The organism is Halobacteroides halobius DSM 5150 (genome assembly GCF_000328625.1).
GTDB classification, from domain to species: Bacteria; Bacillota; Halanaerobiia; order Halobacteroidales; family Halobacteroidaceae; genus Halobacteroides; species Halobacteroides halobius.
In genome coordinates, this window is record NC_019978.1 from 2,003,581 (window position 1) to 2,020,243 (window position 16,663).

Genomic DNA, 16,663 nt, shown 5'->3' on the forward strand with positions numbered 1-16,663 from the left:
ATAATCCTCTCTTTCTGTATTATACCAAATTACACTTCGTTATAAACAATAAATTAAAATTAATTTAAATTATACTAAGTTAATAGTATCATATTAAAATGCCCTAACCAAGGGCTAGGGCATCAAAATTTATTATTGGGATTTTTGTAAAAGTTTTCCAGCAAACTTAACTATTCTATCTTTAGTATGTGTAGCTCCTGATACTACATCATAATTTATATTCTGTACACCATTTTTATTAATAATCTGCTTTTCAAACAACTTCATTGCTTTTGGTGCTTTGTCATACTTATAGTTTTTAACTGTTTTTTCATCACCTTTGTCTATTTTCCCATCGTCTTTAGTTGCTATTGCATCGTAATCAACACCTACTATTGTTCCATATTTCACAACTAATCTCAACTGTGGTAACCAACCATGGCTAGCTTGTTTTGCTTTAATCTTATAAACCCCATCTTCATACTTTGGTGTATAAGTCTTTCCTGCTTTTGCTTTAGCCATAAGGTCTTTAACTGCTTGTTTGAAGTTATTTTTAGTATGTGTTGCTCCTGACATTACATCAAAATCGACCTTAGCCAAATCCTTTTTGGCCCTAAATTGCTTATTTAAGTTATCTACTACTTGTGGAGTCTTATAATCATAGTTACTATCCTTTTTTACCTCTCCAGATTGGGCTAAATACTCATTATACTCAAAACTTGCTATCCTTCCATCTTCAACCTTCATATAAGCCATTGGGAAGTTACCATGACTACTTACATTATATTTTACTAAATACTTACCATCTTTTAAATTAGTAACTGCATTACTAACTTCCTTTTTAGTAACTTTCTCTTTTGGCTTAGCTTCCTTTTTCACTTTCTTTTCCACTTTTTTATCCTGAGCCGTAGTATTAGTTGTTTCTTGACCACCAGAGCATCCCACTATAGATATTGTTAACAAAATCACTAATGATAACAAAAAAATTTTTCTCATAGCTTCCCCTCCTTATGGTGACTTTAATCTTATCATACTACAATATTGTATTATTTTCAATATCAACTATTACTTGATATATTATCCATCAAAATCATTGATTGCTAAAAATTTCTTTCAATCACTTCATCTGCTAATTGATTCAACAAATTTTGATACTGATTAACAGGTAATTTACTTACTTCTTTTTTAGCCTTTTTTATATAGTCATTAGCTATACTTAATGTATATTCTAGTCCTCCTGCTTTATTCACTATTTCCTTAATTGCTTTACTATTTTTTACTGGTTCTTTAATTAACTTCTTTAATTGATCATCATATCCTGTTTCTAAAATAACGTATAAGATAGGTAAAGTATAAATCCCTTGCGTAAAATCATTAGTATCCGGTTTTCCTAGAGTAGTAATCTCTTCTTTAAAATCTAATAGATCATCAGTAAGTTGGAAAGCCATTCCTAAATAACGTCCATATTTTCCTAATCTTCTTATATTTAATTTACTTAAATTAGCTAAGTCTGCTCCTAGATAACAACTACTCTCAAAAAGTAATGCTGTTTTGCTTTTAATTCGCTTTAAATAATCTTTATAAGATATAGCTAACTTATATCTGTCTTGGTGTTGTTGAATTTCTCCTTCACAAATCTGCTTTATCACATCTGCAACTTTTTGCAATTGCTTTTGGGTTGCCTTTCCTGATAATAAATTAAAAGTTAAACTAAATAAATAATCACCCGTAAAAACCGCTGTATCTTTACCATATTGAGCTTGAGTTGTCTTAGCTCCCCTTCTTAACCTTGCTTCATCTATTATATCATCATGAATTAAAGTCGCCATATGTAATATCTCCATCGCCCCTGCAACATTCCAAACTCTATCCTGGTCATAATCTCCAAAATGAGCCGAAGCCATTATTAAAGCAGGTCTGATCCTTTTCCCTCCTGCCTTAGCCAAATCTAAGATAGCTTCCTGAATTAATGATTGCTTACTAGTTAAATTAGTATATAAATATTCTTCAAAGTCTACCATTTCTTCTTTTATGATTGGAAATCTATCCCAAAACATAACTATCACCTGCCTTATTAAATTACTTAATTATTTTTAACTACTTTATACTTATCTTTTTTGATGATCTTTACTTCATCTTTTAAATTCGCAGTCATATAAACCTTATTATTTCGTGTAATAACTAGTGCTCCGACTCCCGGCAATTTATTAATCAATTCCAATCCTTTTTTAACCCCTAGTACGTAAACAGTTGTCGATAAAGTGTCAGCATCAAGCGAAGATAAATTATCAGTTACAATAGTAGCACTAATAATCCTTTTTCTGGTTGGTCTTCCTGTTTTAGGATTTAAAATATGATGATATCTAACCCCATCTTTCATAAAGTAACGTTCATAGTTTCCAGAAGTAACCACAGTTTTACCCTTGACTTCTACAATAGCCATTACATTACCTCTCGGTTCTTTAGGATCTTGAATCCCTACTTTCCATAAACTACCATCAGGTTTAGTTCCTAAAACTGAAACATTTCCTCCTAAACTAATAAAGCCACTCTTAACTCCTTTTGCTTTCCAAAACTGAACCACTTTATCAGCAGCATATCCTTTTGCATTAGCACCTAGATTTAATTTCATATTATCTTTAGTCAACAATACTTTCTTCTTTTGAGGAACTAACTTTAACTTACTATAATCAACTAATTTTAATTTATTAGCTATTTCTTTTTGTGTAGGAATCTGGGCTTCTTTAGTACCTATACCCCATAATTCAACTAACGGGCCAATAGTAGGATCAAATGCTCCTTGACTTAACTTAGCATATTCTAATCCCTTCTTAATAACTTGATAAGTAGCATCGCTTATCTTAACAGCCTTTTGCCCTGCTAACTTATTAATCTCCTTCACTTCACTACCTTTAATATTTAAGCTCATCTTCTGCTCTAAATTATCCATTATTTTAAAAGACTTCTTAATTATCTTTTCTGGTTGTGAAGCATAAACTTTCATTTTAACTATAGTCCCCATCATATAATCTGTTTTTAAACTAGATTTCATCCCCTGTTCTCTTTCTGTACAACCTATAAAACCAACCATCGTCATTATCATTATTACTAAAATATATTTTCGCATCTTGACCTCCATTCTATATTATTATATATGAATTTTATCTAGTAATCAATTCCCATTATCAACATATATAGCTTGACAAATGAATACTAATTATACTATAAATGAGCAAATTTGAACCCATATTATTCCAAGTCAAAAAATAAAACAAGACATTCCCAACATTTTGGTGTAGAATAAAGTTACCATACCAAACTCTCACCAGAAAGGATGTTGGAAATGTCTAATAACTTTATTCTACCTGATAATAAGCTAATTGACAAGTTTTTTGACGAAAATAATTTTAATCTTTATTATTCTAAACCAGCTTTAAAGCATATAAAAGAATTCATTCTAGCAGGAATTTCTAAAGGGTTTTCATCTAAAACAACTGATATTGCAGAGTATAGTGAAAATCATAGAACTACAATTGGTCATTTCTTATCTAAAGGAAACTGGAATGAAGAATTCATTAAAGAAATTATTAAAAACCAAAGTTTAGAGTTTTCATTTGATTATGCAAAGAATAATGATGAACCAATCTTTATTCTTCATGATGACACTGTTTCTGAAAAGACTAAGCCTTCGTCACAGGCAAAGTCACCAATTGAGAAAACTGATTTTTGCTACTCTCATTTAACTGGAAGAACTGTGTTAGGACATCAATTATTAACTACTATGATTCAATCTGGTGAGCATAATTTAGTTTATGACCTTCAACGCTATGATAGAGAAGGCAAAAGTAAAATTGATACTGTTTGTGATATTGCAGAATCTATGCCTACACCACCTACAAATGCTTATGCATTATTTGATTCATGGTATAATTGTCCTAAAATAATTAATGCTTATGCTAAAAAGGGTTATCATTGCATTGGAGCTCTTAAAAGAAACCGCATTATTTACCCTAAAGGTATTAGAATCGGTATATCTGATTATGCAAAATATATTCAAAAGAGTGATGTTCACCTTGTGACCGTGAACGGCTCTGAATATTGGGTTCACCGTTATGAGGGAAACCTGAATAATATAGAAAATGCGGTTGTAATTTTATCTTGGCCTGTAGATGCTTTTAAGAATTCTAAGGCTTTAAGAGCATTCCTCTGCACTAATGTTTCTTTAGATGAAAAAACTATTTTAGAATACTATTCTAAACGCTGGTCTATTGAAGTATATTTTAGACAATCTAAAAGGATATTAGGTCTTGATAAATATCAAGTCAGATCTATCAAAGCCATAGATAGAATCTGGGTATTACAAAATTTAGTTTATTTATTTTGTACCATTGGTTTAGATAAACCAATGAAATTTGGCAGAGGTGTTCTAGAAGCCAGAAAGCACAGTAAAAGAGAATATATAGAATGGATTTATGAATGTGCTCAAACTGGCATACCATTAAATACCACTTTAGAGTTATTAAATGTTGCATAGAAAAACTATATCAAGTTGCTTCCATAAATTGGAACGGTTTTTGCTCATTTATAGTAATTATAGTAAGATTATAATAACGGATATACCCTTTACGGTATATTTATTCTATACTTAATGAGGTTTTCCTGTTATTTTTTGAAATAACTTGTGAAAACTATCTTTTTCACATTCAATTAAATAGCTAACCAAGGAGGGAAAATATGAAGAAGATTGCTATTCTTGGTGCTGGTTATGCAGGTATTAAAGCTGCTAAAACTCTTAACAAAAAATTTAAGCGAGATGATACAGTTGATATTACCTTAATAGATCAAAATCAGCATCATACCTTATTAACTGAGTTACATGAAGTTGCTGGGAATCGTATTGGCCCAGATGGTGTCAAAATTTCCTTAGCAGATGTTTTTGCCCAAACTAAGGTTAATTTAGTCCAAGATAAAATCACAAATGTTGAGACTAACAATCAAAAACTAATCTCTAATACTAGTGAATATGATTATGACTATTTAGTATTAGGAGTTGGTAGTGAGCCGACTTACTTTAACATTCCAGGTATGGAAGAAAATGCTTTTACCTTATGGTCTCTTGATGATGCACAACAAATTAACTCTCACATCCACAACATGTTTAGATTAGCTGCAAATGAGACTGACTTAGATAAGCGAGATGAGATGTTAACATTTGTCGTTGGTGGCGGTGGTTTTACAGGGATTGAAACTGTTGGTGAAATTGCAGAATGGTCTGAAGAATTATGTGAAAGATATGATATTTTACCTCAGGAAGTAAGTATTAAAGTTGTAGAAGCAATGGATAGTATTCTTCCGGTTCTTAGTGAAAGAAGAATTAATAAAGCTAAAAAATACCTGACTGAAAAATTAGGAGTAGAAGTTCTAACTGACACTAGAATCTGTGAAGTTAAAGAAAATAGTGTTATAATCAACGATTGTGATGAAGAGATCAGAACTCAAACTTTGGTTTGGACAGGTGGAGTAAAAACTAAAAGTCTTGTCAAAAAATTAGGTTTAGAGTTAAATCGTAGAGATCGCATTGAAGTTAATAAATACTTACAAACTTCTATTGATAACATTTTTGCTATTGGGGATAATGCTTACTTTGAAACAGAAGATGAATGGGTACTACCTCAATTAGTTGAAGCTGCAGTACAAGCTGGTAAATGTGTGGCCCAAAACATCCATGCTCAAATTACAGGTTCAAAAATGAAAGAATTTGACCCTCAATTACATGGAGTTATGGTTTCTATAGGCTCAAATTATGCAGTTGCAGAACTAAACCCTATATCTGGAATCACTATTCCTCTAGTAGGCTTTTTAGCTATGATGACCAAACACCTTATTAATATGCATTATCTCTTTGAAGTAAACGGCTTTAGTTTAATTTGGGAGTATATCGAACATCAATTTAAAGATGTCAAAGGAGGAATCGGAATGGTAATTAAACATTTAAGTAAAAAAACAGGTACTTTCTGGTTAGTATTACTAAGAGTCTTCCTAGGAGCTAGATTCTTATTAGAAGGTATTAATAAGTTACAAGAAGGTTGGTTAACTGGATCAGAAGAACATCTAGTTTCAGGTGCCTCTTCTATGTTATGGAGTGAAGGTACACCTCAATTGTATATTGATCTAATGAAATCTATTGTTGCACCTAATCAAATAATTTTCCAAAAAATAATGGTACTAACTGAACTTGGTATCGGTCTAAGTTTAATCTTTGGTTGCTTAACCATTCTTGGTGCTTTAGCTGCAATAGGTATGAGTGCTAACTTTATTATAGGAAGCTTAGGTTCAACTTCTGGCATTTGGGAACCACTCTGGTTATTCTTAATCTCAATCACTATGCTTTCTGGGACAGGAAAAGCATTTGGAGTTGACTATTATTTAATTCCTTGGCTTCTAAATCTATCTAAAGGATCAGTAAGATTTAATCAAAGAGATTTATCAGTGTGAAAAAGACTATTAAAAGAGGCAACCGTAATATTACGGTTGCCTCTTTCTTTAATAGTTATTTACCTAATTTATTCTTAATTTGACTTCTTACCTTATTAGCAGACATTCCCTGAGCATTAATTACCTGACCTTTAGCATTTTTAGCTGCATTCATAACACCTTTATTCTTACCACTAACAATTACTGCGTCTGCATCTTGTAAGTCAGACTTACCTACAACACTAGCACCTGCAGCATTTTTAGTATTAGCTCCTGCTGCTCCACCAGCGGCGTTAGTAGCATTCGCTCCTGTTGCTCTACCAGTAGCGTTAGTAGCGTTCGCTCCTGTAGCTCCACCAGTAGCGTTAGTTCCAGCTGCACCACCAGCATTTGCATTAGCACCTATAGTAGCTACCTCAAAACCATCCTTTTTTAATCTTTTAGCAACACTTGATAGTCCATTCTCAACAGCTACTTTACCTTTTTTACCTTTCTTTCGTGCCATTAGCATATCACTCCTCTTTAAATGATTGGGAGATATCTTATCTCCACTAATATTATAAACGATAAAGAGAAGTGAAATACATAAAATAAGAAATCAACATATTAAAAATCACATTATCAGTTTCTTATCATAAGCTGGCCGGTAAATTATTTAATATTATCGATACAGTTAATTAATCGCTTCTCAATATCTTCAGCAATCTCTGTTAACTTTTCATCAGCTGCTAAATCAATTAAAGAAGTTGGTTTAGGAAGTCCAATCTTAGTTAGTCTACTATCTTTATCACTATAAACAGCAATTTTACAAGGTAAAAAATAACCAGTTAACTGATTATGTTCTAGTACTTTTTGAGCTTCTTGGGGGTTACATACTTCAAGAATATAGTATTCTTGTTCAAAGGCCAAACCTTTTTCCTGTAATTTATCTTGGATATCAAACTCCCATAATATTCCAAACCCTTCACTTGTAAGCTCTTCTTGCAAGAGATTAATTGCATCTACAACAGATTTATCTGTTTCAATAGTATAGTGAAACATAGTCAACCTCCTTTAAGTAGTTACTGGTTATTTTCTTCTATTTTATAAAACTTATTCATATCCAATTGTTTCTTTAGGACAAACAGCAATACACTGCTCACACTGAATACATTCAACCTGGTCTATTTCGTGCTGTCCACCTTGCTCTCCAGAGATAGCATCAACAGGACATTTATTGGTACAAAGGGTACAACCTACACATTCATCACCAATTACAATCTGACCACTATCTTCTGAAGTTGAAGTATCCTCAACTTCAAATGGAGTCTCTACCATAGCATCAGTTGGACAGACTTTAACACATTGATTACAACCGATACATTCTTCTGCATCAACTACTGGTAGATTATCTTCCATTTCAATAGCATCTACAGGACACTTTTTAGCACATAAACTACAACCTATACAACCTATATCGCAAGATTGTTTAACTTCAGTAGCACCTAAAGTAGATACACACTTAGTCGTTACTGCTTCTTGATTACTCATCAAAGAAATTATATTACGTGGACACTCAATTACACACTCTTCACAACCGGTACATTTCTTTTCATCAATTTTAGGCAGACCATTATCAGTCATATAGATAGCATCAAATTGACAAACAGCTTCACAATCACCAAAGCCTAGACAACCATAACTACAAGATTTGATATTAACTTCCATATTAGCAGCCTGACAAGTCGCTACTCCTTCATAATTAGCCTTCATAGTAGTTTCTTGGTTACCACCTTGACATAAAACTTGCGCTACTTTAACTTCTTGCTTAGAACTTTTAGCATCCACTCCCATAATTTGGGCTACTTTATCTGCTACTTCTTCGCCACCAACAGGACAACCATCAACTGCCACTTCTTCCTTAACTACTCCTTCTGCAAAACTGAAACAACCTGGATAACCACAAGCACCACAATTAGCACCTGGTAAAGCTTCTTCTATTTTCCCTTTTCTAGGGTCTTCATCAACAGAAAATTTAACTGAAGCATAAGCCAAACCTCCAGCAAATACTGCTCCTAAAATCCCCATACTAGAAACTGCACTTTTAAAAATGGTTAAGTTCATCTTTACCACCTCTCTTATATGCCTAGAAAAATTTAACGCTCTAAACTAATTCTTTTATAATAAATTTTTAAATTCCTGCAAACCCCATAAATGCCATTGCCATCATTCCAGCAATCAATAAAGTAATTGGTGCTCCTCGTAAAGGTTTAGGGACATTAGCAAAGTCTAACTTTTCTCTCATACCAGCCATTAATACTAAAGCTAATGTAAAACCTACACCTGCTCCTAAACCAAAAACTGTACTTTCAATAAAGTTATAACCATTCATTGGAATCTGTAAAGCTAAACCTAAAATTGCACAATTAGTAGTAATTAATGGTAGAAAAATTCCTAAGGCCTTATATAATGGTGGACTAACTTTTTTAATTATCATTTCAGTTAGTTGTACAAAGGAAGCAATTACTAGAATAAAAGCAACGTATCTCATATATCCTAACCCTAAAGGAACTAAAATTAATGAATCAATAGCCCAGACACAAATAGCAGACATAGTCATTACAAAAGTAGTAGCTAACCCCATACTAAATGCTGTTGGAATTTCTTTAGAAACTCCTAAGAAAGGACAGATCCCTAAAAACTGGGCCAAAATAAAGTTATTAGTAATTGATGCCGTTAAAAAAAGTACAAATAATCCTCCTATACTATCCATCTTATAACCTCCTTACCTAAATACTTTTTGATCTATCATTATTAACTTGACTATTAGAACCTCCAATTAGATCCTGAAAACTAATTGATTGATCTTTAATGGCATTAACAACACCTAATACAGTTCCTAAACTTAAAAAGGCACCAGCGGGCAAGACCATAATCCCCCATGTATTAAACCAATCTCCCATCACTTGAATACTAAATATAGTTCCAAAGCCAAGTAATTCTCTTATAATTCCTAAAAAAGTTAAAGCCCAAGTAAATCCTATTCCCATACCCAAAGCATCAAAAACTGAGCGGTGAACAGGCATTTTAGAGGCAAAAGATTCTGAGCGCCCTAAAATCAAACAATTTACTACGATTAGTGGAATAAATAACTTTAAAGAAGCTGCAATCGCAGGAAAATAAGCCTTAGCTACATAATCAACAATTGTTACAAAAGTAGCAATTACAACAATAAAACTAGGAATCCTAACTTCATCTGGAATCAAGTTTCTTAATAAAGAATTCACAATTCCAGCCCCTAATAATACAAAAGTAGTTGCTAATCCCATAGCAAATCCATTAGTGGCTGTATTCGTTACAGCTAAAGTTGGGCACATTCCTAATAACATTACTAAAGCAGGGTTCTCTTCCCATATCCCTTTACTAAAGTCCTTCCATAATTTAAACAAATTACTCACCTCCACCATAAACTTGCTGTACTTTTGCAATAGCTTCATCTAAAACATCACTTAAAGCCTGAGAAGAAATAGTTGCTCCCGTAATAGCATCAACATCTTTTTTAGCTTTAAATGCGTCAGAAAAAGACTTCCCTTGAAATTGAGCCTTAAATTGTTTCTCAGTTATTCTAGACCCTAAACCTGGAGTTTCTGCTTGAGATAAAATATTTATCTTAATTATTTTATTTTCCTTTAGATCCATTCCGATCATTAATTTTATTATACTTTGAAACCCTTGCCCAGAATTTTGAACAGCATAACCTACTGTATTACCAGACTTATCAATCCCTTTATACAAAGTAAGTCCTTCTTTAGTTACTTTTTTATATTTTATAGCCCCAGGTAATACATCTAAAATTGCTTTTTCTTTCTTTTCCTGAGCTTGAGCTTTAATTATAGGTGTTGTTACCTGATAAACGTAAGTTAACACCAATGCAGAGACAATCATAATTAAAGTTAACACTATAATCAACCGAGGTTTTATTTTAGCCATTTGCTTTCACCTCACCAAAGACCTGTGGTTGAGTATACTGATCAATTAATGGTACACATAAATTCATTAATAAAATAGAATACATAACTCCCTCTGGATATCCTCCATATAATCTAATCAGTACTGTTAAAAATCCACAACCAATACCAAAGATCAAACGACCTTTCTTAGTTACTGGGGTAGTGACCATATCTGTAGCCATAAAGAATGCTCCAAGCACTAAACCACCAGCTAATAAATGAAAAATTGGCCCTTTAGAACCTAACAAACTAGTTAAAATCGCTACCGTTCCTAGATATCCTGTTGGGATTCTCCAATCAATATATCCTTTGTATAACAAATATAAGCCACCTAATACAATTGCTGCTACAGAAGTCTCACCTAAGGAACCTCCTGTACTACCTAAAAATAAATCTGTTACTGAAGTTAATTCTTTTGCTTTCAAAGGTGTTGCTTGAGAAGTAACATCAACCATCTTAAACGTAGTCATTGCTACTGGAAAAGATGCCATTAAAAATGCACGTCCTATTAAAGCAGGATTAAAGAAATTATATCCTAATCCACCAAATACATGCTTACCAAGCACAATAGCTATTATACTTCCTAAACTAGCCATCCACAATGGTGCGGTTGGTGGTAGTGTTAAAGCTAACAATAAACCTGTTAATAAAGCACTTCCATCAGTAATCGTAACTGGCACTCCACGTAACTTCTGCCAGACTGCCTCTGTCACTACAGCTACTAGAGAACAAGCTATCATTAACCATAAGCCATGAGAACCAAAGTAGTAAATCCCAGCTAAAGTAGCCGGTAATAAAGCCAAGATTACATTAAACATAATTTGAGATGTTGTCTCTTTACTTCTAATATGTGGAGCTGAAGAAACTGTCAACTGCACATCTTTAGCCATAACCTTCCCTCCTAGTCTCTCTTTTTAGCTTGTAATTTTGCTATACCTAACTTAATCCACTGTACCATTTCAATATTCGCTGGACAAACATAAGTACATGAACCACACTGAATACAATCAGAAATATTATAATCATCTGCTTCTGAAATCATATCCTCTTTAACTAACTTAACAATATTAGTAGGAATTAATTTAGCTGGACAAGCATCAACACAACGAGCACATCTGATACATGGGCTTGCATCAGGGTAGTGATTGACCTCTTTTTCACTTAATACTAATACACCAGATGTTCCTTTAGTCACAGGCACATCCAACTCACTTTGTGCTTTTCCTGTCATTGGCCCACCTAAAATAACTTTACCTGGATTTCCTTTAAATCCACCACACTGATCAATTAAAGATTCTACTGGAGTCCCTATTCGAACTAGTAAATTTTGTGGCTGCTTAACTGCTCCTGTAATAGTTACTGCACGTTGAATTAAAGGTTTTCCTTCAGTAATTGCTTCAGCCATAGCCGCTGCAGTTCCTGTATTATTAACAACTACTCCTATATCCAAAGGTAGACCTCCAGAAGGAACTTCTTTTCCTAAGATAGCATCAATTAACTGCTTTTCTCCTCCCTGAGGATATTTTGTCTCTAAAGGAACCACCTTAAGCTGTGAGTTACCTTTAGTTACATCCTGCAACTTTTTAATAGCATCAAGTTTATTATCTTCAACCCCAATATAACCTTTTTTAGCTTCCGTCATCTTCATTAGAGCTTTTAATCCTGTTACTATCTTTTTAGCTTCTTCAAGCATCAGTCGATGATCAACTGTTAAGTAAGGCTCACATTCTGCCCCATTTAAAATAACTGTATCTACTTCTTTATCATCTGGAATAGAAACCTTAACGTGACTTGGAAAAGTAGCTCCTCCTAAGCCAACCATTCCTGCTTCCTGGATAATACTTCTTAACTCATTAGCCGTTAAATCTTCTAATCTTCGGTTTTGCTTAGCTTCCTTGGCCCAATTATCTTGACCATCATTCTTAATTCTAACTTCTACTCTGCTATCACTATTTTCAATAGCAATAACTTCCCCAGAGACACTCGCATGAATATTAGCTGATACAAAACCAGCACTCTCTCCAATTTTCTCTCCTACTTTAACCAAATCTCCCTCTTCTACTAACAACTTAGCTGGGGCACCAATATGTTGTTGCAGAGGAATCACTACTTCATCTGGCACTTTAGCTTTAATTAAAGCCTTATCTTTAGTTAAAGCTTTATTATACCGTGGATGAATTCCTTGGTCAAAACTTTTCACTTCCATACTCTCACCCCTTTATAACTAATTAAAAATTACAAACCCCCATAGATAGTTGAGCTTATAATTACTACTCAATTAATATTAACATATTAATTATTTAATTACAATAATTGTTCATTTTATCACAAGGTGTGATTTTAATCAAGGAACTTTTTTCAGAATTTTATATATCTTTCAACTTTTTAGATTCTTCATTGATAGATATTACTTTCTTTAATTTAGATAATTTTTTTGAATTCAGCCTCAACTTAATACTCTTTGCTATATCTTCTAAATAATGAGCATCAGAACTAGTTATCAAAAAATAATTTTCAAGTTGAGGAAATTTTAATTTAATCTCTTCTAAATCAACTTTAGAATAGATCTCTACAATAGATAAATTCAAATCTGGTGGAATAAACCCTAAATTAGAAATCAAACTGTAATTTTTCTTATCAATATGAGCTGGAATAACTAATCCTCCTAGCTTTCTAACCTCTTTTATCACTTGCTTCACAGTAAGATCAGTAGCTGTTAATAATAATCTATCTAATTTTTTTACATATTGATCATTTGAATTAACAATTATTTGTGGGCCAAAGACCTCTTCTTTATTTTTTATATTAGGTAATGCCTTATAAACTATCTCTTGTAACTGTAAAACTTGCTTAAGATTAGCAAATAAACAAACTAAATGAACTTCTTCACTTGTAGTAACTTCCATACCTGGTATAACAGTTAGAGGGGTATCTTTTGCTAACTTAATTGCTACTTCTACATTTTCAGCTGAATTATGATCAGTGATAGCAATTATATCTAATCCAACCCCTAAAGCTTGCTTGATAATATTTTGTGGTGTCATTAATAAATCACCACAAGGTGATAAAACAGTATGCATATGCAAATCAGCATAAATTCCTGACACACTTATTCAACCCCTAATTTATATAATTGGCCTGCTAATTCATAAGTTGACATAGTACTCCGTAAAATAGTAACCTCTTTTTCTAAAGCTTTTTCAATTGTTTCTTCATCAATCTCAAAATCTTCTACAACTATAATCCCTGCTGCTTCAACTAATAAGGAAACAGCTACTATATTCTGATGGCCCTGAATTGTAAGCCATAAATCACCTTTATTAGCATTAGCCATTACATTACTTAATAAATCACAAGCATACCCTCCTGTTACTTGAGCATCTAAATTACCTTCTACCACTATTTCTAACTCCAGTTGATTAACAATTTCTTTAAGTTTCATCACTTTTATCCTCCCTTTGCATAACTGGTGGTAAAGAATGAGCTAAAGAAGTCATTTGATCAGTTAAATCAGCTAATTGCTGACGTAAAATAAAAACACAATCACTCCTCGATGCTAAGCCATTAACAATATCCTCAGCCAAAGTTTTACAATCAGGTGTTCCACAAGCAGCACAATCTAGTCCTGGTAAAGCATCAGTCTCATCTTTTAACTTAGCTAACTTGGCTATAGCTGAGTTGAAATCATCATCTAACGGGCCAACTGCATTAGATTCAAAATCATTATCTAAGATAAAATCATACTTACCTACTTCTTGTTTAACTAATTTATCCCCCTGCTTAATCAATTTTTTGATATTAAATTGGGCCAAAAAAGGATTCTTTACATTCAAAACTCCACCTACACATCCAGGCTCACAAGCCAATAATTCAAAAAACTTAATATGAGATAAGTCACCTCGATCAAGCTCTTCTAACACAGAAATTACATTATGAATCCCAGATACAGCAATGGTATCATTATTTATTAAACCACTTTCTCCTCCACTATTGGCCCAGCCAATCCCCAAATAAGGCGGCTTATAATCTTTTTCATTAACAGTTTTTAGCTCCTTTACTTTTTGTAATAATGGCCGATAAATCTTATCTACTGCTATAGCTCCTGTAAAAAAACTCTCTTCCATACCTAAAGGATTCTTAATTGCTGTCATTTTAGCAGGACATGGAGTAATAAAAAAGACTCCAACTTGATCATCATCAAATCCCTTACTCTTTTTAACCCTTTGTCTTATTTTTTGCGCTACTATCTCTACTGGAGGTTTAAGAGGTAATAAATAATCTATTAACTCTGGATATAATAACTTTATTAATCTAACTACAGCAGGGCAAGCTGAGGAAATTATTGGCCCCTCATTATTCTTTAGATAATCTCTCGTAGCCCTAGTTAGTGCTTCTGCTCCTAAAGCAGCATCCCATACCTCTTTAAATCCTAATTCCTTTAAACCTATTGTAACATGAACAGGATCTATCTCTTCAGTAAATTGACCATAAAAACTAGGTGGTACTACAGCTATAGAATACTCATACTCTTGGATTTCTTTTAATTCACCAGTAATAACATGCTTTGCATGATGTTCACAGTTTCTAATACACTCACCACAATCTATACAGTACTGGTCCTTAATCCAAGCCTGACCTTGGTGTACTCTAATTGCTTTAGTAGGACAATTTTGTACACAATTAGTACAACCTTCACATTTATCTTCCTTTAAATGCACAGAATGGGACTTATTCATAAAACCACCTACCTTAAAGATTTTAGTAGTATATTAATAACTTAATTAACTCATTATTTTATAAACAAATGGAAGCAACAATTGTAGTACCTACATTTAATTCAGTTTCTACATCTAATTGATCGGAACACTGTTTAATATTACATAATCCCATACCAGCTCCAAATCCCATTTCTCTTATAGAATCACTAGCAGTAGAAAACCCTGGTTGAAAGGCTTTATCTACATCCTCTATTCCTGGCCCTTTGTCAGTAGCAATGACTTTAACTACTTGAGGACTCACTCTAGCCTTTAACTTACCACCTACTGAATGAATAATAATATTCATTTCCAATTCGTAAGTTATAATAGCAATCTTTCGAATTATATCAGATGATACACCTAGTTTACGTAGTATCTCTTTTAAATTACTAGAAGCTTCTCCACCACTACTAAAATCACCTGCTTCAATTTTAGAAGTTAAAATAGTCTGTAATGAATAATCTTCCACATCAATCCCTCCATCTTATAGCTTGTCTATATTTTATTGTAGCTTAGTTAATTTTTCAGCAGCTAATCCAGCAGAATATAATAAACCACAAGCTTCATACAAGGGCTTATCTGTAACTAATAATGGTATCTGCTTGCTTTTAGCTAAATCAATAGTTTCAGAAAGAGGTTCTTTTCCCCTTACAAAAATAATAGCAGCTAAATCAATCATTTCTGCCGTTCTCACTACCTGTGGATTAGTTAATCCGGTTAATAATAAGGTTTTTTCTTTAGTAAATGCTAGAACATCACTCATTAAATCAGCACCACAGGCAGTTGAAATTATACATTTCTTTAAAGCACTCTCATCTTTAATATAAATAATCTTAGCTGATAATAAATCTTGCACTTCTTTTAATTTCATTCCTATCCTCCTCTATAAAACAAATGATAGAAAAGACCCACATTTAAAGTGGGTCTAAATTTAGTGTTTGATATAAACAGAGAATCCGCTCTTCTTAAGCTCAGAACCTAATTCTTCCGCAGCTTTTTCAGTTCTAAATGCCCCAGTCTGAACCCGATAAGGCTCCTCACTAGTAATGTATGCAGTAAATCCTTGCTTTTTCAAATTCTTAACTAAACCTTGAGCATTAGACTTCTTACTAAAAGCACCTACCTGAACAACAAACAGATTCTGATTATTTATTGATTGGGAAATTGTAGGTTTTTCAGATTCAGTTTCTGCTTTCTTCTTGGTTGCATTTGAATTAGATGCCTTCTCCTTTAGCTTATCAGGATTAATCTCCTCCTCTTTAACAATTTTGTCACCATTAATTGCATTAAGCTTTTCCTTAGGAGCAGCATAATAGTCTAAAAACCAGCTACTAACAAAATAACCAAATACACCAGCCATCACCGCCATAACAGCTAACATTGTAAATAAGGAAGCACCAGACTTAAGCTTTCCACCTTTATTTCTTCTCATAAAATACCATCTCCTCCTGATTTAATTTAGGG

General features: G+C 33.0%; 19 protein-coding genes. 2 read left to right on the plus strand and 17 right to left on the minus strand.

Annotated elements, in window-relative coordinates; genetic code table 11:
• Nucleotides 1-132 precede the first annotated feature (132 nt).
• From HALHA_RS09765 to HALHA_RS09775, 3 genes are all read right to left on the minus strand, one after another.
• Nucleotides 133-975 carry an FMN-binding protein gene (locus HALHA_RS09765; protein WP_015327613.1) on the minus strand — a complete coding sequence of 281 codons (843 nt, stop codon included), beginning with the start codon at nt 973-975 and terminating at the stop codon, nt 133-135.
• A 104-nt stretch (nt 976-1,079) separates the two neighbouring features.
• Nucleotides 1,080-2,036 carry a polyprenyl synthetase family protein gene (locus HALHA_RS09770; protein ID WP_015327614.1) on the minus strand — a complete coding sequence of 319 codons (957 nt, stop codon included), beginning with the start codon at nt 2,034-2,036 and terminating at the stop codon, nt 1,080-1,082.
• A gap of 26 nt (nt 2,037-2,062) precedes the next feature.
• The gene (locus tag HALHA_RS09775) at nt 2,063-3,106 is read right to left on the minus strand and encodes an FAD:protein FMN transferase (protein ID WP_015327615.1); all 1,044 of its coding nucleotides are present in this window, start codon (nt 3,104-3,106) and stop codon (nt 2,063-2,065) included.
• A gap of 216 nt (nt 3,107-3,322) precedes the next feature.
• On the opposite strand from HALHA_RS09775, the gene HALHA_RS09780 reads away from it, so the two are divergent.
• Nucleotides 3,323-4,513 carry an IS701 family transposase gene (locus HALHA_RS09780; RefSeq protein ID WP_015327109.1) on the plus strand — a complete coding sequence of 397 codons (1,191 nt, stop codon included), beginning with the start codon at nt 3,323-3,325 and terminating at the stop codon, nt 4,511-4,513.
• A 200-nt stretch (nt 4,514-4,713) separates the two neighbouring features.
• The gene (locus HALHA_RS09785; RefSeq protein ID WP_015327616.1) at nt 4,714-6,474 is read left to right on the plus strand and encodes an FAD-dependent oxidoreductase; all 1,761 of its coding nucleotides are present in this window, start codon (nt 4,714-4,716) and stop codon (nt 6,472-6,474) included.
• Nucleotides 6,475-6,529: 55 nt separating this feature from the next.
• Here the strand turns inward: HALHA_RS09785 and HALHA_RS13105 are convergent, their stop codons facing one another.
• The 14 genes from HALHA_RS13105 to HALHA_RS09855 form a co-directional block, all read right to left on the minus strand.
• On the minus strand, nt 6,530-6,958 hold the full coding sequence (locus tag HALHA_RS13105; RefSeq protein WP_015327617.1) for a YkuS family protein: 429 nt from the start codon (nt 6,956-6,958) through the stop codon (nt 6,530-6,532).
• A gap of 146 nt (nt 6,959-7,104) precedes the next feature.
• Nucleotides 7,105-7,494: a DUF302 domain-containing protein gene (locus HALHA_RS09795; protein ID WP_015327618.1), complete on the minus strand. Its 390-nt coding sequence runs from the start codon at nt 7,492-7,494 to the stop codon at nt 7,105-7,107.
• 51 nt (nt 7,495-7,545) lie between these two features.
• A complete protein-coding gene (locus HALHA_RS09800; protein ID WP_015327619.1) occupies nt 7,546-8,556 on the minus strand; it encodes an RnfABCDGE type electron transport complex subunit B in 1,011 nt (336 codons plus the stop codon).
• A gap of 67 nt (nt 8,557-8,623) precedes the next feature.
• On the minus strand, nt 8,624-9,205 hold the full coding sequence (gene rsxA / locus HALHA_RS09805; RefSeq protein ID WP_015327620.1) for an electron transport complex subunit RsxA: 582 nt from the start codon (nt 9,203-9,205) through the stop codon (nt 8,624-8,626).
• Between the two features lie 16 nt (nt 9,206-9,221).
• Entirely contained in the window at nt 9,222-9,881 is a 660-nt protein-coding gene (gene rsxE / locus HALHA_RS09810; RefSeq protein WP_015327621.1) for an electron transport complex subunit RsxE, read from the minus strand.
• A 1-nt stretch (nt 9,882) separates the two neighbouring features.
• Nucleotides 9,883-10,422: an RnfABCDGE type electron transport complex subunit G gene (locus HALHA_RS09815; protein ID WP_015327622.1), complete on the minus strand. Its 540-nt coding sequence runs from the start codon at nt 10,420-10,422 to the stop codon at nt 9,883-9,885.
• The gene (locus HALHA_RS09820; RefSeq protein WP_015327623.1) at nt 10,415-11,332 is read right to left on the minus strand and encodes an RnfABCDGE type electron transport complex subunit D; all 918 of its coding nucleotides are present in this window, start codon (nt 11,330-11,332) and stop codon (nt 10,415-10,417) included. The genes HALHA_RS09815 and HALHA_RS09820 overlap by 8 nt, the downstream gene beginning before the upstream one ends.
• 11 nt (nt 11,333-11,343) lie before the next feature.
• Nucleotides 11,344-12,648, minus strand: a complete 1,305-nt coding sequence (rsxC, locus tag HALHA_RS09825; protein ID WP_015327624.1) for an electron transport complex subunit RsxC — start codon at nt 12,646-12,648, stop codon at nt 11,344-11,346.
• Nucleotides 12,649-12,808: 160 nt separating this feature from the next.
• Nucleotides 12,809-13,549 (minus strand): PHP domain-containing protein, encoded by a 741-nt coding sequence (locus HALHA_RS09830; protein ID WP_015327625.1) that lies wholly within the window; start codon nt 13,547-13,549, stop codon nt 12,809-12,811.
• A gap of 2 nt (nt 13,550-13,551) precedes the next feature.
• Nucleotides 13,552-13,884, minus strand: coding sequence for a DRTGG domain-containing protein (locus tag HALHA_RS09835; RefSeq protein ID WP_015327626.1), 333 nt, complete (start codon nt 13,882-13,884; stop codon nt 13,552-13,554).
• Nucleotides 13,874-15,178: a [Fe-Fe] hydrogenase large subunit C-terminal domain-containing protein gene (locus HALHA_RS09840; protein WP_015327627.1), complete on the minus strand. Its 1,305-nt coding sequence runs from the start codon at nt 15,176-15,178 to the stop codon at nt 13,874-13,876. The genes HALHA_RS09835 and HALHA_RS09840 overlap by 11 nt, the downstream gene beginning before the upstream one ends.
• A 58-nt stretch (nt 15,179-15,236) precedes the next feature.
• The gene (locus HALHA_RS09845) at nt 15,237-15,668 is read right to left on the minus strand and encodes an ATP-binding protein (protein ID WP_015327628.1); all 432 of its coding nucleotides are present in this window, start codon (nt 15,666-15,668) and stop codon (nt 15,237-15,239) included.
• 33 nt (nt 15,669-15,701) lie between these two features.
• The gene (locus HALHA_RS09850; RefSeq protein ID WP_015327629.1) at nt 15,702-16,070 is read right to left on the minus strand and encodes a DRTGG domain-containing protein; all 369 of its coding nucleotides are present in this window, start codon (nt 16,068-16,070) and stop codon (nt 15,702-15,704) included.
• 60 nt (nt 16,071-16,130) lie between these two features.
• On the minus strand, nt 16,131-16,631 hold the full coding sequence (locus HALHA_RS09855) for an SPOR domain-containing protein (RefSeq protein ID WP_015327630.1): 501 nt from the start codon (nt 16,629-16,631) through the stop codon (nt 16,131-16,133).
• Nucleotides 16,632-16,663: the final 32 nt, after the last annotated feature.

Coding starts and splice junctions, on each gene's coding strand:
- rsxA (WP_015327620.1), bottom strand. CDS start 9,205: ATGGATAGTATAGGAGGATTATTTGTACTTTTTTTAACGGCATCAATT.
- HALHA_RS09765 (WP_015327613.1), bottom strand. CDS start 975: ATGAGAAAAATTTTTTTGTTATCATTAGTGATTTTGTTAACAATATCT.
- HALHA_RS13105 (WP_015327617.1), bottom strand. CDS start 6,958: ATGGCACGAAAGAAAGGTAAAAAAGGTAAAGTAGCTGTTGAGAATGGA.
- rsxC (WP_015327624.1), bottom strand. CDS start 12,648: ATGGAAGTGAAAAGTTTTGACCAAGGAATTCATCCACGGTATAATAAA.
- HALHA_RS09775 (WP_015327615.1), bottom strand. CDS start 3,106: ATGCGAAAATATATTTTAGTAATAATGATAATGACGATGGTTGGTTTT.
- HALHA_RS09815 (WP_015327622.1), bottom strand. CDS start 10,422: ATGGCTAAAATAAAACCTCGGTTGATTATAGTGTTAACTTTAATTATG.
- HALHA_RS09855 (WP_015327630.1), bottom strand. CDS start 16,631: ATGAGAAGAAATAAAGGTGGAAAGCTTAAGTCTGGTGCTTCCTTATTT.
- HALHA_RS09770 (WP_015327614.1), bottom strand. CDS start 2,036: ATGTTTTGGGATAGATTTCCAATCATAAAAGAAGAAATGGTAGACTTT.
- HALHA_RS09850 (WP_015327629.1), bottom strand. CDS start 16,070: ATGAAATTAAAAGAAGTGCAAGATTTATTATCAGCTAAGATTATTTAT.
- HALHA_RS09785 (WP_015327616.1), top strand. CDS start 4,714: ATGAAGAAGATTGCTATTCTTGGTGCTGGTTATGCAGGTATTAAAGCT.
- HALHA_RS09780 (WP_015327109.1), top strand. CDS start 3,323: ATGTCTAATAACTTTATTCTACCTGATAATAAGCTAATTGACAAGTTT.
- HALHA_RS09840 (WP_015327627.1), bottom strand. CDS start 15,178: ATGAATAAGTCCCATTCTGTGCATTTAAAGGAAGATAAATGTGAAGGT.
- HALHA_RS09820 (WP_015327623.1), bottom strand. CDS start 11,332: ATGGCTAAAGATGTGCAGTTGACAGTTTCTTCAGCTCCACATATTAGA.
- HALHA_RS09800 (WP_015327619.1), bottom strand. CDS start 8,556: ATGAACTTAACCATTTTTAAAAGTGCAGTTTCTAGTATGGGGATTTTA.
- HALHA_RS09835 (WP_015327626.1), bottom strand. CDS start 13,884: ATGAAACTTAAAGAAATTGTTAATCAACTGGAGTTAGAAATAGTGGTA.
- HALHA_RS09795 (WP_015327618.1), bottom strand. CDS start 7,494: ATGTTTCACTATACTATTGAAACAGATAAATCTGTTGTAGATGCAATT.